Source organism: Methylobacterium sp. XJLW, assembly GCF_003254375.1.
Classification (GTDB): Bacteria; Pseudomonadota; Alphaproteobacteria; order Rhizobiales; family Beijerinckiaceae; genus Methylobacterium; species Methylobacterium fujisawaense.
The window spans coordinates 440876-460031 of record NZ_CP016429.1; the positions used below are offsets into that span (position 1 = coordinate 440876).

Annotated in this window: 23 protein-coding genes, 1 tRNA gene and 1 pseudogene; 8 read left to right on the forward strand and 17 right to left on the reverse strand. The window is 68.3% G+C overall.

What is annotated here, in order from left to right; genetic code table 11:
• Positions 1 to 55: 55 nt before the first annotated feature.
• The 6 genes from A3862_RS01985 to A3862_RS02010 form a co-directional block, all read right to left on the reverse strand.
• Positions 56 to 409 (reverse strand): hypothetical protein, encoded by a 354-nt coding sequence (locus A3862_RS01985; RefSeq protein ID WP_043348654.1) that lies wholly within the window; start codon positions 407 to 409, stop codon positions 56 to 58.
• A gap of 186 nt (positions 410 to 595) precedes the next feature.
• Positions 596 to 1582, reverse strand: a complete 987-nt coding sequence (locus A3862_RS01990; RefSeq protein ID WP_043754925.1) for a branched-chain amino acid ABC transporter permease — start codon at positions 1580 to 1582, stop codon at positions 596 to 598.
• Positions 1583 to 1605: 23 nt separating this feature from the next.
• Positions 1606 to 2493, reverse strand: a complete 888-nt coding sequence (locus tag A3862_RS01995) for a branched-chain amino acid ABC transporter permease (RefSeq protein ID WP_043380394.1) — start codon at positions 2491 to 2493, stop codon at positions 1606 to 1608.
• A 28-nt stretch (positions 2494 to 2521) separates the two neighbouring features.
• Positions 2522 to 3739, reverse strand: a complete 1218-nt coding sequence (locus tag A3862_RS02000) for an ABC transporter substrate-binding protein (RefSeq protein WP_043754922.1) — start codon at positions 3737 to 3739, stop codon at positions 2522 to 2524.
• Positions 3740 to 3834: 95 nt separating this feature from the next.
• Complete coding sequence (locus A3862_RS02005) at positions 3835 to 4575, reverse strand: ABC transporter ATP-binding protein (RefSeq protein WP_043380399.1); 741 nt, start codon at positions 4573 to 4575, stop codon at positions 3835 to 3837.
• A complete protein-coding gene (locus A3862_RS02010) occupies positions 4568 to 5326 on the reverse strand; it encodes an ABC transporter ATP-binding protein (RefSeq protein WP_043348639.1) in 759 nt (252 codons plus the stop codon). The genes A3862_RS02005 and A3862_RS02010 overlap by 8 nt, the downstream gene beginning before the upstream one ends.
• Positions 5327 to 5537: 211 nt before the next feature.
• On the opposite strand from A3862_RS02010, the gene A3862_RS02015 reads away from it, so the two are divergent.
• From A3862_RS02015 to A3862_RS02025, 3 genes are all read left to right on the forward strand, one after another.
• Positions 5538 to 6416: a 2-dehydro-3-deoxygalactonokinase gene (locus A3862_RS02015; protein ID WP_043754918.1), complete on the forward strand. Its 879-nt coding sequence runs from the start codon at positions 5538 to 5540 to the stop codon at positions 6414 to 6416.
• Positions 6413 to 7048, forward strand: a complete 636-nt coding sequence (locus A3862_RS02020) for a 2-dehydro-3-deoxy-6-phosphogalactonate aldolase (protein ID WP_043754915.1) — start codon at positions 6413 to 6415, stop codon at positions 7046 to 7048. The genes A3862_RS02015 and A3862_RS02020 overlap by 4 nt, the downstream gene beginning before the upstream one ends.
• 84 nt (positions 7049 to 7132) lie before the next feature.
• Entirely contained in the window at positions 7133 to 8299 is a 1167-nt protein-coding gene (locus A3862_RS02025) for an alanine racemase (RefSeq protein WP_043754912.1), read from the forward strand.
• Positions 8300 to 8314: 15 nt separating this feature from the next.
• Here the strand turns inward: A3862_RS02025 and A3862_RS02030 are convergent, their stop codons facing one another.
• From A3862_RS02030 to A3862_RS02045, 6 genes and pseudogenes are all read right to left on the reverse strand, one after another.
• Entirely contained in the window at positions 8315 to 8557 is a 243-nt protein-coding gene (locus A3862_RS02030) for a hypothetical protein (protein WP_043353734.1), read from the reverse strand.
• Positions 8558 to 8702: 145 nt separating this feature from the next.
• Positions 8703 to 8876 carry a hypothetical protein gene (locus A3862_RS31350; RefSeq protein ID WP_164706330.1) on the reverse strand — a complete coding sequence of 58 codons (174 nt, stop codon included), beginning with the start codon at positions 8874 to 8876 and terminating at the stop codon, positions 8703 to 8705.
• A gap of 147 nt (positions 8877 to 9023) precedes the next feature.
• Positions 9024 to 9944, reverse strand: coding sequence for a histone deacetylase family protein (locus A3862_RS02035; protein ID WP_111473171.1), 921 nt, complete (start codon positions 9942 to 9944; stop codon positions 9024 to 9026).
• Positions 9941 to 10600 carry an NAD(P)/FAD-dependent oxidoreductase gene (locus A3862_RS02040; protein WP_236962034.1) on the reverse strand — a complete coding sequence of 220 codons (660 nt, stop codon included), beginning with the start codon at positions 10598 to 10600 and terminating at the stop codon, positions 9941 to 9943. Before A3862_RS02040 ends, A3862_RS02035 begins: the two co-directional genes overlap by 4 nt.
• Before the next feature lie 156 nt (positions 10601 to 10756).
• Positions 10757 to 10843, reverse strand: a pseudogene (locus A3862_RS31910) (NAD(P)-binding protein); the annotation flags it as partial.
• A 214-nt stretch (positions 10844 to 11057) separates the two neighbouring features.
• Positions 11058 to 11142, reverse strand: a tRNA-Leu gene (locus A3862_RS02045).
• A 126-nt stretch (positions 11143 to 11268) separates the two neighbouring features.
• On the opposite strand from A3862_RS02045, the gene A3862_RS02050 reads away from it, so the two are divergent.
• Positions 11269 to 11850 (forward strand): YqaA family protein, encoded by a 582-nt coding sequence (locus A3862_RS02050; RefSeq protein WP_043353820.1) that lies wholly within the window; start codon positions 11269 to 11271, stop codon positions 11848 to 11850.
• Between the two features lie 2 nt (positions 11851 to 11852).
• The gene (locus tag A3862_RS02055) at positions 11853 to 12341 is read left to right on the forward strand and encodes a disulfide bond formation protein B (protein ID WP_043754907.1); all 489 of its coding nucleotides are present in this window, start codon (positions 11853 to 11855) and stop codon (positions 12339 to 12341) included.
• 25 nt (positions 12342 to 12366) lie between these two features.
• Here the strand turns inward: A3862_RS02055 and A3862_RS02060 are convergent, their stop codons facing one another.
• The 4 genes from A3862_RS02060 to cpdR form a co-directional block, all read right to left on the reverse strand.
• Positions 12367 to 12825 (reverse strand): DUF1178 family protein, encoded by a 459-nt coding sequence (locus A3862_RS02060; RefSeq protein ID WP_043754906.1) that lies wholly within the window; start codon positions 12823 to 12825, stop codon positions 12367 to 12369.
• Positions 12822 to 13703 carry a carbon-nitrogen hydrolase family protein gene (locus A3862_RS02065; RefSeq protein ID WP_043754904.1) on the reverse strand — a complete coding sequence of 294 codons (882 nt, stop codon included), beginning with the start codon at positions 13701 to 13703 and terminating at the stop codon, positions 12822 to 12824. Before A3862_RS02065 ends, A3862_RS02060 begins: the two co-directional genes overlap by 4 nt.
• Entirely contained in the window at positions 13696 to 13965 is a 270-nt protein-coding gene (gene grxC, locus A3862_RS02070; RefSeq protein ID WP_043353813.1) for a glutaredoxin 3, read from the reverse strand. The genes A3862_RS02065 and grxC overlap by 8 nt, the downstream gene beginning before the upstream one ends.
• A gap of 118 nt (positions 13966 to 14083) precedes the next feature.
• A complete protein-coding gene (gene cpdR, locus A3862_RS02075) occupies positions 14084 to 14440 on the reverse strand; it encodes a cell cycle two-component system response regulator CpdR (RefSeq protein ID WP_003603128.1) in 357 nt (118 codons plus the stop codon).
• Positions 14441 to 14646: 206 nt separating this feature from the next.
• On the opposite strand from cpdR, the gene A3862_RS02080 reads away from it, so the two are divergent.
• Positions 14647 to 15549, forward strand: a complete 903-nt coding sequence (locus tag A3862_RS02080) for an N-formylglutamate amidohydrolase (RefSeq protein WP_043754900.1) — start codon at positions 14647 to 14649, stop codon at positions 15547 to 15549.
• Positions 15550 to 15885: 336 nt separating this feature from the next.
• On the opposite strand, the gene galU is transcribed toward A3862_RS02080, so the two are convergent.
• The gene (galU, locus tag A3862_RS02085) at positions 15886 to 16755 is read right to left on the reverse strand and encodes a UTP--glucose-1-phosphate uridylyltransferase GalU (protein WP_043380421.1); all 870 of its coding nucleotides are present in this window, start codon (positions 16753 to 16755) and stop codon (positions 15886 to 15888) included.
• 175 nt (positions 16756 to 16930) lie between these two features.
• Between galU and galE the strand changes: the two genes are divergently transcribed.
• Together galE and A3862_RS02095 are read left to right on the forward strand one after the other, a co-directional pair.
• The gene (gene galE, locus A3862_RS02090; RefSeq protein WP_043754897.1) at positions 16931 to 17923 is read left to right on the forward strand and encodes a UDP-glucose 4-epimerase GalE; all 993 of its coding nucleotides are present in this window, start codon (positions 16931 to 16933) and stop codon (positions 17921 to 17923) included.
• 4 nt (positions 17924 to 17927) lie between these two features.
• Complete coding sequence (locus tag A3862_RS02095) at positions 17928 to 19121, forward strand: lytic murein transglycosylase (RefSeq protein WP_111473172.1); 1194 nt, start codon at positions 17928 to 17930, stop codon at positions 19119 to 19121.
• Positions 19122 to 19156: the final 35 nt, after the last annotated feature.

A 19156-nucleotide genomic window follows, 5' to 3' on the forward strand; every position in this document is an offset into this window, starting at 1 on the left:
AGAATAGTCCCTGCGCCGCGGTGATCCAATCACGCTGCGCAGTGCGGACTGGGAATCAGGCGCGGCGCAGCGATCCGCCCAGAGAAATCCGGCCGCCGCCGCTGCGCGTCCCCTGGCTTGTCGCCACCTGGGGCCGGCGCGACAGGTCGAACAATGCGTTGCCGACGACGCCTGCCGTCCGCCGCAGGGTGGCACCGTCGCAGGTCGACGCAACGCGAACGCCGATCGCATGGGTGTGACTGCGGCCGTAGAGCCAGACCGCGAGCCGCGCCCGGGTCGCCTCCGGGATGCCCTCAAGGAGAAAGACCGCGCCCTCAGGATCGGCCTTGATCAGGCGACCGACGACGTCCGGTGCCACCGGGCACTCGAGGGCGGGATCGTCGATGCTGAGCGTCCGGTCCTGAGTCATAGCGCCCCCTGGCAGCGTCAAGCCGTCAGCGTGGGCGGTCTTGGTTAACGAATGCTCACCGCGCGACGTCGGAAACGCAGTCCGCCTGCGAAGCCGCTCATCTTCGGCTCGCCGTGATGCAGCCCGACGCCATGCGCCCACATCTTCGGAACCCTAGTCAGTCCGTCTCCGGTGACGGTGCGGGCGCTACAACGGCCGGCAGACAACCCGGGCGATCAGCCCGATGATGCCCTCCCGGAACAGCAGCACGCAGAGCACGAACACACAGCCCTGGATGATCGTCACCCAGGCCCCGAACTGCGCGAGGTAGGTCTCCATGGTGACGATCACCAAGGCCCCCACGATCGGTCCGAAGACCGTGCCCATGCCGCCCACGAGCGTCATCAGTACGACCTCGCCGGACATCGACCAGTGCACGTCGGTGAGCGAGGCGAGCTGGAAGACGATCGCCTTGGTGGAGCCCGCGAGTCCCGCGAGGGTCGCGGAGAGGACGAAGACCGCGAGCTTGTACTGGCTCGCTCTGTAGCCGAGGGAGATCGCCCGGGGTTCGTTGTCGCGGATCGCCTTCAGCACCTGCCCGAAGGGCGAGTGGATGATCCGGTAGATCAGCAGCATCCCCGCCATGAAGATTACGGCGACGACGGCGTACATCGCCCGGTCGTCCGCGAGGCTGATCGCGCCGAACAGGTTGCCGCGGGGCACCGCCTGGATGCCGTCCTCGCCGCCGGTGAACTTCGCCTGCAGGGAGAAGAAGAACACCATCTGGGCGAGCGCCAGGGTGATCATCGAGAAGTAGATGCCCTGCCGGCGGATCGCCAGGGCGCCGAAGACCAGACCCAGCAGGGCCGCCGTCACCGTGCCGCTGAGGATCGCCAGTTCCGGCGTGAAGCCGAGCTGCTTGGCCGTGTAGGCGCAGAGGTAGCTCGCCATGCCGAAATAGGCGGCATGACCGAAGGACAGCAGGCCGCCGTAGCCGAGCAGCAGGTTGAAGGCGAGCGCGAACAGCGCGAAGCACAGCACCTTCATCAGATAGACGGGGTACAGGACGAGCGGCGCTACGATCAGCAGCAGCGCGATGCCGATGAAGATCAGGCGATGGAGCGCCTTGTCGTCCCGGCTCGTCGGGAGCGCGGCGGCGATCGGGGCGGCCTCGAGGGCGGCGGTGTCGGCCATGGGTGTCGAGCCTCAGTTCGCGGTCAGGCCGTGCGCCCGAACAGGCCGGCGGGTTTGACGAGCAGCACCAGCACCATGATCACGAAGATCACGGTGGCCGACGCCTCCGGATAGAACACCTTGGTCAGCCCCTCGACGAGGCCCAGGGCGAAGCCCGTGATCACCGACCCGATGATCGAGCCCATGCCGCCGATCACCACCACGGCGAAGACCACGATGATGATGTCGGCGCCCATGTTGGGGTTCACCGAGTAGATCGGCGCGGCGAGCACCCCGGCGAAGCCTGCGAGCGCGACGCCGAACCCGTAGGTCAGCGTCAGGAACAGCGGCACGTTCACCCCGAAGGCCTGGACGAGCGTCGGATTCTCGGTGGCGGCCCGGAGATACGCGCCGAGCTTGGTCTTCTCGATGACGAGCCAGGTGGCGATGCAGACGGTCAGCGACGCGACCACCACCCAGGCCCGGTAGTTCGGCAGGAACATGAAGGGCAGCCGCTGGCCGCCGGAGAGCTCCGCCGGGATCGCGTAGGGCAGCCCCGAGACGCCGTACTGGTTGCGGAACAGGCCCTGGATGATCAGCGCCAGCCCGAAGGTCAGCAGAAGTCCGTAGAGGTGGTCGAGCTTGTAGAGCCGGGCGATGAGCACCCGCTCCAGCACGATGCCGAAGGCGCCCACCACGAGGGGCGCGAGACCCAGCGCCCACCAGTAGCCCAGGCCCACATAGGTGAGCAGCATCCAGGCCACGAACGCGCCCATCATGTAGAGCGCGCCGTGGGCGAAGTTGATGATGTTCAGGAGCCCGAAAATGATGGCGAGCCCCAGCGACAGGATCGCGTAGAACGAGCCGTTGATCAGGCCGAGCAGCAATTGCCCGAACAGGGCCTGCGTCGGCACTCCGAAGATCGTGGTCATGGCCGTTCTCCGCGCCCCGATCCCACCGTCAACCCTTCACGAGGGGGCAATTGCCCTCGTTGAGCGGCCGGAAGACCTGATCGCCCGGGATCGTCTCGAGCTTCTTGTAAAGATCCCACTCGCCCTTCGACTCGGCGGGCTTCTTGACCTCGAACAGGTACATGTCGTGGATCTTGCGGCCGTCCGCGCGGATCACGCCCTTGCCGAACAGAGGATCGTCGGTCGGCATCGCCTTCATCTTGGCGACCGTGGCGGCGCCGTCGGTGGTGGATTTCAGCTCGGCCACCGCCTTCAGGTAATGGAGCACGTCCGAGTAGACGCCGGCATGGTTGGCGGTGGGCTTCGAGCCACCCTTCATCTGCTTGGCGAAGCGGTCCGAGAAGGCGCGGGTTTGATCGTTCAGGTCCCAGTAGAACGGCTCGGTGAGCACGAGACCCTGGGCGACCTTGGTGCCCAGCGAATGCACGTCGGAGGAGAAGACCAGAAGGCCGGCCAGCGCCTGCCCGCCCTCGGTGATGCCGAACTCGCCCGCCTGCTTGATCGCGTTGATCGTGTCGGTTCCGGCATTGGCCAGGCCGATGACCTTGGCGCCCGAGCCCTGCGCCTGAAGCAGGAAGGACGAGAAGTCCGAGGTCGGGAACGGGGTCTTCACCGAGCCCACCACCTTGCCGCCGTTCTTGGTGACGACCGCGCTGGTGTCGCGCTGAAGCGTCTGTCCGAAAACGTAATCGGCGGTCAGGAAGAACCACGTATTGCCGCCGCGCTTCACCATCGCGCCGCCGGTGCCGTTGGCCAGCGCCACAGTGTCGTAGACCCAATGGATGGTGTTGGGCGTGCATTGCGGGCCGGTCAGGTCGGCCGTGCCGGCGCCGGTATCGATGAAGACCTTGTTCTTTTCCTTGGTGACCTGGCTGATGGCCAGCGCCACCGAGGAGGTCACCCCGTCGGTGATCATGTCGACGTTGTCGCGGTCATACCATTGCCGGGCGATGGCCGCCCCGACATCCGGCTTGTTCTGGTGATCGGCCGAGACGATCTCGACCTTCAGGCCGTGAGCGTCCGGCTTGAAGTCTTCGACGGCGAGCTTCGCGGCCACGACCGAGCCCTCGCCGCTGATGTCGGAATAGGCGCCCGATCGATCGCCCAGGATGCCGATCTTCACGTTCGTCTGCGCAGCAGCGGTGCCCATCATCAGGGCGCCGGCAAGGGCGGCGAGGGTCGCGGGCCGGGCGATACGTCCGAACATTTTCGTTTCCATCCTTGTAACGGCACGGCGGATCTCCGCCAGCCGAGTATCGGGGCGCCGATTGTTGGCGCTTCTACGGTTTTTGCGAACGGGCTTCAGACGCCGAGATAGGCGTGGAGCTTGTCGATATTGGCGTCAAGCTCGGCATTGGGGATCATATCGACCACCCGCCCCTGCTCGATCACGAAATGCCGGTCCGCCAGGGTCTGGGCGAAGCGGAAGTTCTGCTCCACCAGAACGATGGTGTAGCCTTTCGCCTTCAATTGCTGGATGGTCCGGCCGATCTGCTGGACGATGACCGGCGCCAGTCCCTCCGTCGGTTCGTCGAGGAGGATCAGCTTGGCACCGGTGCGCAGGATGCGTCCGATCGCCAGCATCTGCTGCTCGCCGCCGGAGAGCTTGGTGCCCTGGCTGCCGGCGCGCTCCTTCAGGTTCGGGAAGAGCTGATGGATCTCGTCCACCGACATGCCCCCCGGCTTCACCCGCGGCGGCAGCATCAGGTTCTCGTGGACCGTGAGGCTCGCGAAGATGCCCCGCTCCTCCGGGACGTAGCCGATTCCGAGGCGGGCGATGTTCCGGGACGCCATGCGGATGGTCTCGACACCGTCGTAGACGATCGAGCCGGCGCGCTTGCCGAGGATGCCGATGATGGCCCTCAGCGTCGTGGTCTTTCCGGCGCCGTTGCGCCCGAGCAGCGTGATGACTTCACCGGTCCGGACGTCGATGTCGATCCCGTGGAGCACGTGGCTCTCGCCGTACCAGCCTTCCAATCCGCGGACGGTGAGGAGCGCGCCGGTCGCGGCCGCCGGAGGTGTCTTGAGAGCCGCCTCACGCATGTCCCGCCCCGATATACGCTTCGACCACACGCGGATCCTTCGAGACCGTGGCGTAGTCCCCCTCGGCCAGCACCTGGCCGCGGGCCAGCACGGTGATCCGGTCCGAAAGGGAAGCGACCACCGACAGGTTGTGCTCGACCATCAGGATCGTCCGGTCCTTCGAGACGCGCCGAATGAGCGCGGCGGTCCGGTCCACATCCTCGTGGCCCATGCCGGCCATCGGCTCGTCGAGGAGCAGCATCTCGGGATCGAGAGCGAGCGTGGTTGCGATCTCCAGCGCGCGCTTGCGGCCATAGGACAGCTCGACCGCCAGCACGTCGGCGAACTCCGAGAGTCCGACCGCGTCGACCAGTTCGAGCGCCTCGCCGTTCAGCGCACGCAGGACCCGCTCGGGCCGCCAGAAATCGAAGGAATCGCCGCGCCGCCGCCGCTGCAGGGCGATGCGGACATTCTCCATCACGGTGAGATGCGGGAAGACCGCCGAAATCTGGAACGAGCGGACGAGCCCCAGCCGGGCGACATCCGCCGCCTTGAGGCCGGTGATGTCGCGATCCTTGTAGCGGATCGTCCCCGAGGTCGGGATCAGGAACTTGGTGAGCAGATTGAAGCAGGTGGTCTTGCCGGCGCCGTTCGGCCCGATGAGTGCGTGAATCGTGCCGCGCTCCACCTGCAACGCCACGCCGTTGACGGCCCGGAATCCACGGAATTCCATCGTCAGGCCATCGGTCGCCAGGATTACATCCCGTGCCAAGCGTGTCCCTCCCGGGTTTGATTTCTTGCCGCCATATCGCCGATCCGTGACGGTACAGTCCATCGCAATCGCCGGGGACCACGCGACAATCCCCCGTCAGTGATATCTGTCGCCGACCGTGTCGCGACGGTCGCTCGACCGAACTTGACCACGCGCCGCCCTCCGATTAACTCAGACAAATTACGGTGGCGCTATTCTGGGGAGACAAGGCATGGACGGTCGCGCGGCCTACATCGCCGTCGACTGGGGCACCACGAACCGCCGGGCCTTCGCCGTGTCGGGCTCGGGAGCGGTGCTCGACAGCCTGCAGGACGGACGCGGGATCCTCTCCCTGGCGCCCGGCGACTACCCCGCGGAGATCGCGGATCTGCGCGCGCGGCTGGGGCCTCACCCGGTCATCGCGGTCGGCATGGTCGGATCCAACCGGGGCTGGCTGTCGGCGCCCTACATCGCCGCGCCGGCAACCCTCGCGGCCCTGGCGAAAGCCTGCGTGGAACCCGCGCCCGACGTGCGGATCGTCCCCGGCGTCGCCCTGCGGGACGGACAGCGTCCCGATGTGATGCGGGGGGAAGAGGTCCAGGTCTTCGGTGCGATCGAAGCGGGTTCAGCGCCGCCGACGGCCTTGTTCTGTCAGCCGGGCACACACAACAAGTGGATCGAGACCGTCGATGGTGCGATCACGGATTTCACCACCGTGATGACCGGAGAGATCTTCGCCCTGCTTCGCGCACAGGGCATCCTGGCGGGGATGCTCGACGGTGAGGTCGGGAACGGAGCCGCCTTCCGCGCGGGCGTCGGGCGGGGCCTCGCCTCCCGAAACCTCGCCGCGACCCTGTTCGAGGTCCGCTCGGGACTGCTGCTCGACCGCCTCGCCCCCGATGACGCGGCCTCCTACGCCAGCGGCATCCTGATCGGCGCCGATGTCGGCACCCGGGACGACCTCCAGGGCCGTCCGGTCCATCTGCTCGGCGGCGGCCCCCTGGCCGCGCTCTACGCCGCCGCCATCGCGCAAGCGGGCGGGACTGCGGTGATCGTGCCGGACGGTTCCACCACGTCCGGTATCCACGCCATCTGGAGTCTGCGGACATGACCATCCACGACCGGTTCGAGGCGGCCTTCGCGGGCTGCCCGCTCGTGGCGATCTTGCGGGGACTCACGCCGGACGAGGCGCCGGCGATCGGGGAGGCCCTGGTCGGGGCCGGGTTCACCCTCATCGAGGTGCCGCTCAACTCGCCGGACCCGCTGCGGAGCATCGCGGTGCTCGCTGAGCGCCTCGCCGGACGGGCGCTCGTCGGCGCCGGCACCGTTCTCAGCCGATCGCAAGTCGCCGACGTCGCGGCCGCCGGCGGAGGCCTCGTGGTGTCGCCGAACGCCGATCCGACGGTCATCGGCGCGACCGTCGCGGCCGGTCTCGTTTCCCTCCCGGGCTATCAGACACCCACGGAGGCCTTTGCGGCCCTGGCGGCCGGCGCGACCGCGCTCAAGCTGTTCCCGGCGGACGTCGCGACGGCGCTGGCGCTCAAGGCGCATCGCGCGGTTCTGCCGCCGGGCACCCGAGTCCTAGCCGTCGGCGGGATCCTGCCCGAGACGATCGCGGGCTGGCGACAGGCCGGAGCCGATGGTTTCGGCCTCGGCTCCAATCTCTACCGCCCCGGCAAGGCGGCGGACGACGTGGCGCGCGACGCTGCGGCCTACGTGGCGGCATTGCAGCGATCTGCCTGAAGACACGTACGGGGTCCCGACGGCTTGGACCGGCGCCGAGGCTCGCCTATCAGCCTCTCGCGTCGGATAGGTCGGGAGCGGTAGATGATCGGTGACACTGCGGTATCGCCCGGTGGCGGCGGTTTCGACGGGCTGGAGACACCGTGCCTCCTCCTGGACGCCGACATCCTGCAGGCGAATGTCGACAGGATGCGCAGGCATATCGACGGGTTGGGCGTCACCCTGCGCCCGCATCTCAAGACGGCCAAATCCCTCGCGGTCGCGCGCCGGGCGATGGCCGGTCCCGCTGGACCCGCGACGGTCTCGACGCTCCGGGAGGCCGAGTATTTCGCCGAGGGCGGCGTGCGCGACATGATCTACGCTGTCGGCGTCGCACCGCAGAAGCTCGATCGGGTCGGAGCCATCCGACAGCGCTGGGGGGCGGATCTGGCGATCGTCCTGGATTCGGCAGCCCAGGCCGAGGCTGTGGCGGCCTGGAGCCGGCGCAGCGGCGATGCCCTGCCGGTGCTGATCGAGGTGGATGCCGATGGACATCGCTCCGGGGTCGGGCCGCGGGATGCCGAAGCGCTCGTCGCCATCGGCCGCGCGGTCGCGGACGGCGCGAGCCTGCGCGGCGTGCTGCTCCATGCCGGCGACAGCTATGGGCTGAGCGATCCCGCCGCCCTTCGTCGGGCGGCCGAGGCCGAGCGCGTGGCCGCCGTCGCGGCGGCCGAGATCCTGCGCGGCGCCGGCCTCCCCTGCCCTGTCGTGAGCGTCGGATCGACGCCCACCGCCCGGTATGCGGAGACCCTCGCGGGCGTCACGGAGGTGCGCGCCGGCGTGTTCATGATCGGCGACTTGTTCCAGGCGGGCGTCGGCTCCTGCACGATCGACGACATCGCCCTCACCGTTCTCGCGACGGTGATCGGGCATCAGCGGGACAAGGGCTGGATCATCACCGACGCGGGATGGATGGCACTCTCGCGTGATCGTGGCACCGCGCGGCAGGCGGTCGATCAGGGTTACGGCTTGGCCTGCGACATCGCCGGGCGCCCCTATCCGGACCTGATCGTGCGGGACGCCAACCAGGAGCACGGGATCGTCGCGGTGCGGAAGGGCGCTGCCGCCGGGCTTCCCGACCTTCCGGTCGGCGCGCGCCTGCGGCTTCTCCCGAACCATGCCTGCGCCACGGGTGCTCAGCACGACCGCTATCACGTCGTCGCCGATGGCCGCCTCTCCGGAGAGATCTGGCCGCGCATCAACGGCTGGTGAGGCGCGGCGCCGCGCCTAGCGGCGATTTGCGATGTTCCCTTTCGACCGGTCGGAACGGTCGACGACCGTCCGGCAGGCGGAACTCAACGCCACCCGATTCTCCCGCAGGCAGAGGGTGATAGCGCCCGCATTGGGAATCTGAGAGGCGCAGAGGCGCATCACGTCCGGCGTGCAGGCGGCCCGCTCGGCCCCCGTTTCCGCGAACGCCGAAGCCGTGCCGATGAGGACGACGAACAGTGCGAGGGGGGCGGACTTCATCGCGGTGGGTTCTCCTGAACGGGTCGGGTCGGCGTGCGGCCAAGCCTCGGCATCGGGCGAGAACGTCGACGCCGACCGAGATATCCCGTCACGCTTGTTTCAATCTGACGCAGGGGCGCCGCTCAAGACTACGCAGAGCGCAGGCTCAAGGACGCTCCTGCCGCGTAATCGTTCCGGTGGTGGCCGGCTCGATCAGTGCGGCGCCGACGACCGGTTGCGTTTTCCGCCGGTCGACCTTGTCCGCCGAGACGAGGGCGGCGGCGATCAGGGCCGACACCGCCAGCGTCGCCTTCACCACGTCCCAGACCCGCGCGAGCATGGCCGAACCCTTCCGATGTCACCGAATGCAAGCGGCGGATCCGCGTCGATCATCCGCGCACTCCGGATCCTCGACGGTGGCCGTTCCCAAAACCTTTCCTGCTCGACCGAGACCTGCAGATCGACGGTACCGTGATGCAATCAGGTCTCACTTCGACATCGGCCGAGCGGCCGCCTCGGCGGCCAGGGCTTCGAAGACCAGCGCGTGGCGCCGCGCGAGGGCCTCGACATCGCGGGTGTATCCGCCGCCGATCACCGCAGCGAGCGCGATCCCGCGCGCGCGAGCCTCGGCCACGACGAAGCGGTCGCGGGCGAGAAGGCCATCATCGGTGAGGCAGAGTCGGCCGAGGCGGTCGTCGCGATGCGGATCGACGCCGGCATTATAGAAGACGAGGTCCGGCGCGAATGCGTCGAGCAGCGGCGGCAGACGGGCACGCAGAACAGCGAGGTAGCCGGCGTCGTCGAGCCTGTCCGGCAGGCCGATATCGAGGTCGCCGGCGATCTTCTGCGCTGGATAATTGTTTTCGCAATGGATCGAGAAGGTGAAGAGCTCCGGGCTTCGGGCGAGACAATCGGCGGTGCCGTCGCCCTGATGCACGTCGAGATCGACCACGAGGACGCGCCGGACCAGCCCCTCGGCCTGGAGCGTCCGCGCCGCTACGGCGACGTCGTTCAGCACGCAGAAGCCAGCACCCTGCTGGCGCCGCGCGTGATGGCTGCCGCCAGCGGCGCTGCCCGCCAGACCTTCCGCCAGGGCGAGGCGCGCGGCCAGAAGGGTGCCGCCCACCGATGCGCGCGAGCGCCGGACGAGGGCCGCATCGACCGGTAGCCCGATGGCCCGCTCGATTTCAGGACCGACATCGCAGGCCAGCACCGCATCCACATAGGCGGCATCGTGAGCGCGGATCAGGATGTCCGCCCCGGCCGGCTCCGGCGTGACGAAACCGAGCGGAGCCAGCCCCTTCGCGATCAGCGTCTCCGCGAGCAGGCCGTACTTGCGCATCGGAAACCGATGGCCGACCGGGAGGGACGCCTCATAGGCCGGGTGGACGGCGATCGGGGGAGTCACGCAGGGTGCCCGAGATCGTTCAGGATAGCGTCGGCGAGCGCCAGCCCGCTGTCGTATGCCGCCTCGATCCGGGCCCCCAGGCACCAATCCCCGGCTGCCCCGAGTCGGCATGCCGGATCGTAGAGGCAGGGCACCTGCAGGGCGTTCTCGACCTGCGCGTAGCGCCAGCGATGGGCTTCCATGTGGGACGGTCGAAGTTCGGAGCCGAGGCAGTCCCGGGTGGCGCGGACAAGTTCGGCGACGATCGTCTCACGGGGCGCTTCGAGATGCCGGCGCGACCAATCCGGGGTCGCGTGGACCGTGAGCCGGATCCCGGGGGGCCGCCCGGGCTTCGACGAATCGCACGCGATCAGGCCGATCGGACCGGCCCCCGGTTCGATCAGGACCTCCGGCGGGGACGTGTGCGCCGCGATCATCAAGGACCAGCAGGGTGCGTATGAAGCGCGGGCGATGTCCGGGAGGGTGACGCCGGATGCCGCGAGCAGCGTCATGACCTGCGGCGCCGGGACCGTGATCGCCACCGCGTCGAACGGCCCGTGAACGGCGCCGGACGCGTCCTCCAGCCGCCAGTGTGCCCCATCTCGGTGAAGACGCAGGATGGTCGTGGCGCTCTGGACCGGAAGACCCGACAGCAGGTCGCGCACGGGCTCGACCATGCTCGGCACGCCAACATGCCGTTCGGAACCGGCCCAGGGCGCAACGATGCCGCTTCGCGCCCATCGATCGATCTGACCCCCGAAGGCGGTACCGCGCGCGCGCATGAATTGAGCGCCATGGTCGAACTGGAGATCACCGACGCGCCGGGTTGCCATCCGACCGCCGACGCCGCGTCCCTTGTCGAACACCCGCACCCGCAGGCCCGCCTCGGCAAGGTGGCGTGCCGCAGCTGCGCCGGCCATGCCCGCGCCGAGAACCGCGACGATCCCACGCTCGTTCAAGTCCCTACTCCGCTCCGCAGGACGGCCAAGCCGGCCGCGTTGCAGCACAGATAGGGGTCAGCGATCAGGAGATCAGGGCGACCGAACTTCGCGCGTCGATGGGATTGGCGCGGACAATGGGTCGCCCCTCTTGGAGCTGCCGGACGGGATAGGTTGCGCGATCGCCGAACGGCCATGGTGCGGGTAGAGGGAATCGAACCCCCACGCCTTGCGGCTGGCGATTTTGAGTCGCCCGCGTCTACCAGTTCCGCCATACCCGCGTACGGAGGGCTCTTCGCATAGGTCGGCGGGTCCGGCCAAGTGTTGTTTTTGCGGTGGGCCCCGATCTGGCCAAGGCGGGACGCCTATGCTCAAAGGGCGACCGATCGCTCACTTCGGGACCTTGCATGCTCCGCCGGCTGTACGCGTGGATCCTGGCCCTCAGCGACAGGCCGTCCGCGCCCTATGCGCTCGGCGCTGTGGCCTTCGCCGAAAGCTCCTTCTTCCCGGTTCCGCCGGACGCGATGCTGGTGCCCATGGCGGTCGCCCGACCGGACCGGGTCTGGCTCTACGCCACGATCACCACCGTCGCCTCGGTCATCGGCGGACTCGTGGGCTACGCGATCGGGGCCCTCCTGTTCGATTCCCTCGGGGAATGGCTCATCCGTCTCTACGGATTGCAGAACTCGGCCGCGACCTTCCAGGATTCCTACGCGCGCTACGGCCACTGGGTGATCCTGCTGAAGGGACTCACGCCGATCCCCTACAAGCTCGTCACGATCACCTCGGGCTTCGCCCATTACAGCCTGTTCTGGTTCACGGTTCTGTCGATCGTGACCCGCGGCGCCCGCTTCTTCATCCTGGCCGGATTGCTTGGACGCTACGGCGTCCAGATTCGGGCCGTGCTCGACCGGCACCTCAACGCGGTTGCGGCGATCTCCGTCGCCGTCATCGTCCTCGGCTTCCTGCTCTTCAAGGTGATCCTGTAGCGATGAATACGGCGGCCGCCCTGCGCCTCAAGACCGCTGGCCTCTGGCTGGCAATCGCTTCCGCCCTCACCGTCGGAGCTGCGCTCGTTCTGCAGTACGGATACGGCTACGCGCCGTGCAAGCTCTGCCTGACAGAGCGGCTGCCCTATTACGCCGCGATCCCCCTGGGCCTTCTGGCCCTGTTCCTGCCGGAGCGCCTGGCACGGATCGCCCTCGGGCTCGCCGCCCTCGGCCTCCTCTACGGCGCCGGCATCGGGGTCTACCACGCCGGCGCGGAATGGGGCTTCTGGCCGGGGCCGGCCGATTGCGGGGGCGGCACCGGGACCAATCCGGGCCAGGTTGGCGACTTCCTCAACGCGCTCCAGATCACGAAGGTCGTCGATTGCTCGGTGGCGGCGCTGCGGGTGGCCGGGATCTCGCTCGCCGGCTGGAGTGCCCTTGTCTCGGCCGTGCTGGCGTCGTTCGCCGGGACTGCCGCCCTGCGGCCCTGAGGCTCGGGGCGGGTCTGGTATCCGCTCAGTTCCGGTCGTCCGGCAGGACCGGGATCGCCGCCACCTCGATGCCCTCGTCGATCAGCGCGCGCGCCTCCGCAGGGGTCGCCTCGCCATAGATCGAACGGCCCTCGGTCTCCCCGTAATGGATCCTGCGCGCCTCTTCGGGAAAGCGCGCGCCGACGTGCTCGGCATTCGCCACCACGTGCTCACGGAGCGCGCGCAGCATCGCCCGCAACTGACGCTCCGGCTCGGCGACCATGGTCACCGGCGCTTCCGCCTCCGCCTTCGCGGGCGGCGCAGATGCACGCGCCCGATCCGTGCGGGCGACGCTCGGCACCATCAGGGCCTTGCTGACCTTGGCGCTGTCGCAGACCGGGCACGTCACGAGCCCGCGTTCGACCTGCGTGTCGTAGGAGTCGGAGGACGGGAACCAGCTCTCGAAGCCGTGTCCGGCCTCGCAGACGAGACTGTAGCGGATCATTCTGTCGCTTGCTGTGCTGCCTGATGCGCCGCTTGAGCCTGGGAAGAGACGCGCTCGATGGTGAAGGGCCGACCGTGCTGCAGCGAGGGGATGCGGGCCCGGGCCTCGGCGACTCGCGCGAGGTCGATCTCCGCCAGAATGATCCCGGGCTCGGCCCCGCCGGCATCGGCCAGCACCCGGCCCCAGGGATCGACGATCAGCGAATGGCCGTAGGTTTCCCGCCCGTCCTCGTGCAGGCCGCCCTGCGCCGCCGAGATCACGAAGGCGCCGGTCTCGATGGCGCGGGCCCGCTGCAGGACGTGCCAATGGGCCTCCCCGGTCTGACGGGTGAAGCAGGCGGGTGCCGTCAGCACGTCCGCGCCCGCTTCGGCGAGGGCGCGGTACAGGGCGGGAAATCGGATGTCGTAGCAGATCGTCAGGCCGAGGGTGGCCCACGGCGTCTCGGCGAGGACCGCGCAGGCACCTCCGGAATACGTGGCGGATTCCCGCCACCGCTCGCCGCTCGGCAGGTCGACATCGAAGAGGTGCAGCTTGTCGTAGGACGCCAGGATCGCGCCATCGGCGCCGATCAGGTAGGCCCGGTTGGCGATCTTGTCGCCGGACCGGACTGCGATCGAGCCGATCTGGACGACCGTGCCGGTCTGGCGCGCGGTCTCGCGGAGGGCCGCCAGGGTCTGGTCCTGCTCCTCGGCGGTGACGTGGGCGAACAGGCGCTCGCGGCTCCGCTCCACCAGGGATGTCATCTCGGGAGTCTGCACGTAGGCCGCGCCCCGGGACGCCGCTTCGCGCACACCCGCCACGGCCGCGTCGCGGTTGGCCGCGGGATCGCGCCCCGACCGCATCTGCACGCAGGCGGCCGTGAAGCGGGCCTCAGGCATCGGCCGTGTCCTTGAGCAGCGGGTCGAGCTTGCCAGCCCGGTCGAGGGCGTACAGGTCGTCGCAGCCGCCGACATGCGTGGCACCGATGAAGATCTGAGGCACGCTCGTACGGCCGCCCGCGCGCTCGACCATCGCGGTTCGAGCCCCCTGCGCGCGCTCGACGTCGATCTCCTGGAAGGCCACGCCCTTTTCCTTCAGCAGGCTTTTGGCCGCCGAGCAGTAGGGACACCAGCCCGTGGTGTAGATTGTGACCGGCTGCATCGCGAACGTCGTCCCGACCGTGAACTCCCGCCATATAGGAGTGCGGGACGCGACTTGCCTATGCCCGTGTCGCCACAGGCAAACTCGGTCGCGCCATGCCGGGGGCTCCGCGGCCGGCTCAGGCAGCCAGCAGTTTTTCGACCTCGTTCACGAGATCGCGCAGGTGGAAGGGCTTCGACAGGACCTTCGCGTCCTTCGGAGCCTTGGAATCCGGGTTCAGGGCCACGGCTGCGAAGCCGGTGATGAACATCACCTTGATATCGGGATCGAGCTCGGTGGCCCGGCGGGCCAGTTCGATACCGTCCATCTCGGGCATCACGATATCGGTCAGCAGCAGCTCGAACGGCTCCTCGCGCAGCCGGTTGTAGGCCGAGAGGCCGTTGTCGAAGGACAGGACATCATAGCCCGCATTCTGCAGCGCCTTGGCCAGAAACCGGCGCATGTCGTTGTCGTCTTCCGCCAGCAGGATTTTCATCGGCCGGATCCGAGCCTTCGAGTCGAGAAGTTGATCCCATAAAGGGAGGCGATGGTAAACAAGGTGTTAGGATGGAGCGCGCAGCGGGAGCCGCGTGTCTCACGGGCGACTGCCCCAGTCGCCGGCACGGAGTGGACAGGCGGTCGATCGCGCACCACAGTGAGCACCTGCCGTCCTCGTTCAACCGCCGGGGTGTCCACCAACCGATGACTGCATCCGAACCGGTACAGCCAGACGCCTTCGGATTTGCCCCGGCCTTTGCGGTCGACGAGCCCGCGGCGCACACCCTGCCCTTCGTCTTCAATACCGGTCATTCTGGAGCCGTCTACCCCCCAGACTTCATCGCAGCCTCGCGGCTCGACGCCCTGGCGCTGCGTCGTTCCGAGGACGCCTATGTCGAGCGCCTGTTCGCGCCCGTCGTCGAACTGGGCGCGCCGCTGCTGCGGGCCAACTTCCCCCGCGCCTTCCTCGACGTGAACCGCGAGCCGTACGAGCTCGACCCCCGCATGTTCGACGGGCGCCTGCCGCCCTTCGCCAACACCCGGTCGATGCGCGTGGCCGGCGGCCTCGGGACGGTCCCGCGCGTCGTCGCAGACGGTCAGGAAATCTACGCCCGGCGACTGCCCGTGGCCGAGGCGACCGCCCGGATCGAGGGCCTGTACAAGCCCTATCACCGCGCGTTGCGCAGCCTCATCCAGCGCACGGCGCGCGCGCATGGTTGCTGCATGCTCATCGACTGCCACTCGATGCCCTCATCGAGCCTGGGCCGCGACCCGGAGATGAAGGCCGACGTGGTGCTGGGTGACCGGTATGGGACGGCTTGCGCGCCCGCGCTGATCGACGGGTTCGAGGCCGCGTTCCGGGCTCGGGGTTTTCGCGTGGTGCGCAACAAGCCCTACGCGGGCGGGTTCATCACGGAGCATTATGGCGAGCCGAACCTGGATCGCCACGCGCTCCAGATCGAGGTCAACCGCGGCCTCTACATGAACGAGGTCAGCCTCGCGACGACGCCGGGCTTTCCGGCCCTGGTCGGAGCCTTGCGCGCCGTGATCGTCGAGGTCGCCCAAGATCTCGCAGATGTCGTTCCGCGCCAAATCGCCGCGGAATAGCGATCGCGCCGGGACGTTCGGCGGAGACGGGTGCGAGAGGACAAGACAGAAAAAAGGCCACTCCCGAAGGAGCGGCCCGAAGTCTAGGGAGGAAACGCCCAAGAAGGGCAGCGGAACCGCGACGCCATCGCGATCCCGCAACGCACAAATTAAAGTGCGCCGCACAAGAAGCAAGGGCAAATCGTCGGATCCCGCTGCTCTGCGTGCATACCTGAGCCGCGTGCGACGGACTAAAGAGGCCCACGCGGTCTCCGGGTGAGCGATCGGCCCCGATCACCGCGTTCGCCGGTCGGGGCCTGGATCTGGGCGGTTCTGCAGCCCCGGAGACGGAGCGCCTTAGCCCTGACGCTTCAGGAGCTTCTCGATTTCAGCCTTCAGCGGCCCCGCGAGGTCGTCCCGATCGAGGGCGTAGGCGAGATTGGCCGTGAGGAAGCCGAGCTTCGAGCCGGTGTCGTAGGTCCGGCCCTCGTAGCGCATGCCGTAGAACGCCTGCGTCTCCATCAGGTCGATCATGGCATCGGTAAGCTGGATCTCGCCGCCAGCGCCCTTCTTGCCATGCTCGAGAATACCGAAGATCTCGGGCTGCAGGATGTATCGGCCGGAAATGATGAAGTTCGAGGGCGCCGTGCCCTGCTTGGGCTTCTCGACCATGCCGGTGATCTGGAACGACTGACCGTAGGTCTCGCCGACGCTCACGATCCCGTACTGATGCGTTTCCTCAGGCTTCACCTCCTCGACGGCGATGATGTTGCCACCGTGGCGCTCATAGGCGGACAGCATCTGCTTCATGCAGCCGCGGCTGAGCATGTCGGGGAGCAGGACCGCGAAGGGCTCGTCGCCGACGATCTCCCGGGCGCACCACACCGCATGGCCCAGGCCCAGCGGGGCCTGCTGCCGGGTGAAACTCGTCTGGCCCGCCTTCGGCAGGTCCTTCTTGAGTTCCTCATAGGCGGCCGTCTTCCCCCGCTCCTGGAGCGTGTGGTCGAGTTCGAACGCCATGTCGAAATGATCCTCGATCACGGCCTTGCCGCGACCGGTCACGAAGATGAAGTGTTCGATCCCCGCCTCACGGGCCTCGTCGACGACATGCTGCACGACCGGCCGGTCCACGACCGTGAGCATTTCCTTCGGGACCGCCTTCGTGGCTGGCAGGAAGCGCGTGCCAAGGCCCGCGACGGGCAGGACGGCCTTGCGGATCGGTTTCATCAAACGGTAACCCCGGAACAGGATGGAGCGACGTGGTCGGCGGTGCCGTCAGTGAGATAGCTTAACGCGAGCCGTCGCAAGGGTTCTACGTCGATAGTATGAAGCAGCGGAGCGTAAATTTCCCGTCTGCAATCGCGTAATCAGGCTCGGCGGGACGGCGTCAGGGTGGGGGGTCATGGCGGTTCTGGTTACGGGCGGTGCCGGCTACATCGGCAGCCACATGGTGCTGGCGCTGCTCGATGCGGGCCACGAGGAGGTGATCGTCCTGGACGATCTGTCCACCGGCTTCGACTGGGCGGTTCCGGAGGGCGTCAAGCTCGTGGTCGGAGACGTGGCCGACCAAGCCCTTGTCACGCAGACGATCCTTCAGCATCGGATCGATGCCCTCGCCCACTTCGCCGCCAAGATCGTCGTGCCCGACTCGGTGGCCGATCCGCTGGGTTACTACCTGTCCAACACGGTCAAGACCCGATCGCTGGTCGAGGCCTCCGTGCGGGCCGGCGTCCGGCACGTCATCTTCTCCTCGACCGCAGCCGTCTACGGGGAGCCCGAGGTCGTGCCGGTTCCCGAGGACCTGCCACTGAAGCCGATCAATCCCTACGGCCGCTCGAAGCTGATGAGCGAATGGATGATCGCCGATGCCGCGGCCGCGCACGGCTTCTCGTACGTCATTCTGCGCTATTTCAACGTGGCCGGCGCGGATTCTGAGGGTCGGTCCGGCCAGTCGACGCCGAATGCCACCCACCTCATCAAGGTCGCCACGCAGGCGGCGCGGGGACAGCGCGCGCGGCTCGACGTCTTCGGGACCGATTACCCGACCCCCGACGGGTCCTGCCTGCGCGACTACATCCAAGTCTCGGACCTCGCCGAAGCGCATCGTCTGGCCCTCGACCACCTCCGGTCGGGCGGCGACAGCCTGACGCTGAATTGCGGCTATGGCCGCGGTTACTCCGTGCTCGAGGTCATCGAGGTCGTGAAGCGTCTATCGGGCCGCGACTTTGAAGTCAGGCTCTGCCCGCGTCGTGCGGGAGATCCGGCCCGGATCGTGGCCGAGGGCGCGCTGATCCGCGAGCGTTTGGGCTGGCAGCCCCGGCATGACGATCTGGACGCCATCGTCGCTCAGGCCCTGGCCTGGGAGGAGCGCCTGGAAACGCGCAACCGGATCTGACCGAATGATGTCTCGCAGAGGGCTGCTCGCCGCGGTGGCCTGTCTCGCCGCGGGAGAGGTCCGCGCCGAAGATACCTTCCAGGCCTTCGTGGCAGCGCTCCGACCGGACGCGGCGGCGCGGGGCGTCTCCGCGCAGACCTTCGAAGCGGCATTCCGCGGAATCACCGGCCCGGACCCCGGCATCCTGGCGCATACGCGCCGCCAGAGCGAATTCGTCCGGCCCGTCTGGGACTACCTCGTCGGCGCCGTCTCCCCCGGACGCATCGCGCGCGGACGCGCCCGTGCCGTGGCCGTCGCAACGACCCTCCAGAACATCGAAACCCGCTTCGGCGTACCGGGGCCGATGGTCACGGCGTTCTGGGGCGTGGAATCGGATTTCGGGGCCAGCGCGGGCAGCGTTCCCACCATCCGGGCGCTGGCGACTCTGGCCGCGGCGCGCCACCGCGGCACGCTGTTTCGCGACGAACTCCTCGCCGCTCTCACGATCCTGCAGCGTGGCGACATCACGCCCGACCGGATGAGCGGCAGCTGGGCCGGGGCCATGGGCCAGGTCCAGTTCCTGCCCTCCACCTATCTGGCACATGCGGTCGATTTCGACGGGGACGGGCGGCGCGACATCTGGGCAAGCGCGGCGGATTCGCTCGCCTCGATCGCGGCCTACCTCAAGGATCTCGGCTGGGATCCGACCCTGTCCTGGGGCTACGAGGTGCGCCTGCCGAAGGATTTCGACCTGAGCCGATACAGCGGCGAGCTCGGCTCGTTCGCCGAACGCGGCGTTACCCGCACGGACGGGAAACCTCTGCCCGGCCGCGGCCGGGCCAGCCTATTCCTGCCCGGGGGCCTCGGCGCCCCGGTCTTCCTGATCACCGACAATTTCGAGGTGATCCGAGGCTATAACACCTCGGATTCCTACGCTCTGGCCGTGGGCCACCTCGCGGACCGTCTCGGCGGCGGACCGCCGCTGGCGGCTCCCTGGCCGGCCGCAGGGGCGCGCCTCGACGGGCCGGGCCTTCGGGCCCTGCAGACCGGTCTGGCGGCTGCCGGCTTCTACGACGGTCCGACGGATGGCCGCGCCGGCCCGAAGCTGCGTGAGGCGGTGCGCCGCTATCAGATCAGCGTCGGATTGCCGGCTGACGGCTATGCCACGCCGGCCCTGCTCAGCCGGGTCACGGGACAGCCGGCGTCGCCGCGACGCTGATCCCCGCGAGAGGTTTAGACCCGCCGTCAGCTTCC

Coding starts and splice junctions, on each gene's coding strand:
- A3862_RS01985 (WP_043348654.1), bottom strand. CDS start 409: ATGACTCAGGACCGGACGCTCAGCATCGACGATCCCGCCCTCGAGTGC.
- A3862_RS01990 (WP_043754925.1), bottom strand. CDS start 1,582: ATGGCCGACACCGCCGCCCTCGAGGCCGCCCCGATCGCCGCCGCGCTC.
- A3862_RS01995 (WP_043380394.1), bottom strand. CDS start 2,493: ATGACCACGATCTTCGGAGTGCCGACGCAGGCCCTGTTCGGGCAATTG.
- A3862_RS02000 (WP_043754922.1), bottom strand. CDS start 3,739: ATGTTCGGACGTATCGCCCGGCCCGCGACCCTCGCCGCCCTTGCCGGC.
- A3862_RS02005 (WP_043380399.1), bottom strand. CDS start 4,575: ATGCGTGAGGCGGCTCTCAAGACACCTCCGGCGGCCGCGACCGGCGCG.
- A3862_RS02015 (WP_043754918.1), top strand. CDS start 5,538: ATGGACGGTCGCGCGGCCTACATCGCCGTCGACTGGGGCACCACGAAC.
- A3862_RS02020 (WP_043754915.1), top strand. CDS start 6,413: ATGACCATCCACGACCGGTTCGAGGCGGCCTTCGCGGGCTGCCCGCTC.
- A3862_RS02025 (WP_043754912.1), top strand. CDS start 7,133: ATGATCGGTGACACTGCGGTATCGCCCGGTGGCGGCGGTTTCGACGGG.
- A3862_RS02030 (WP_043353734.1), bottom strand. CDS start 8,557: ATGAAGTCCGCCCCCCTCGCACTGTTCGTCGTCCTCATCGGCACGGCT.
- A3862_RS31350 (WP_164706330.1), bottom strand. CDS start 8,876: ATGCTCGCGCGGGTCTGGGACGTGGTGAAGGCGACGCTGGCGGTGTCG.
- A3862_RS02040 (WP_236962034.1), bottom strand. CDS start 10,600: ATGGTCGAGCCCGTGCGCGACCTGCTGTCGGGTCTTCCGGTCCAGAGC.
- A3862_RS02050 (WP_043353820.1), top strand. CDS start 11,269: ATGCTCCGCCGGCTGTACGCGTGGATCCTGGCCCTCAGCGACAGGCCG.
- A3862_RS02055 (WP_043754907.1), top strand. CDS start 11,853: ATGAATACGGCGGCCGCCCTGCGCCTCAAGACCGCTGGCCTCTGGCTG.
- A3862_RS02060 (WP_043754906.1), bottom strand. CDS start 12,825: ATGATCCGCTACAGTCTCGTCTGCGAGGCCGGACACGGCTTCGAGAGC.
- A3862_RS02065 (WP_043754904.1), bottom strand. CDS start 13,703: ATGCCTGAGGCCCGCTTCACGGCCGCCTGCGTGCAGATGCGGTCGGGG.
- grxC (WP_043353813.1), bottom strand. CDS start 13,965: ATGCAGCCGGTCACAATCTACACCACGGGCTGGTGTCCCTACTGCTCG.
- cpdR (WP_003603128.1), bottom strand. CDS start 14,440: ATGAAAATCCTGCTGGCGGAAGACGACAACGACATGCGCCGGTTTCTG.
- A3862_RS02080 (WP_043754900.1), top strand. CDS start 14,647: ATGACTGCATCCGAACCGGTACAGCCAGACGCCTTCGGATTTGCCCCG.
- galU (WP_043380421.1), bottom strand. CDS start 16,755: ATGAAACCGATCCGCAAGGCCGTCCTGCCCGTCGCGGGCCTTGGCACG.
- galE (WP_043754897.1), top strand. CDS start 16,931: ATGGCGGTTCTGGTTACGGGCGGTGCCGGCTACATCGGCAGCCACATG.
- A3862_RS02095 (WP_111473172.1), top strand. CDS start 17,928: ATGATGTCTCGCAGAGGGCTGCTCGCCGCGGTGGCCTGTCTCGCCGCG.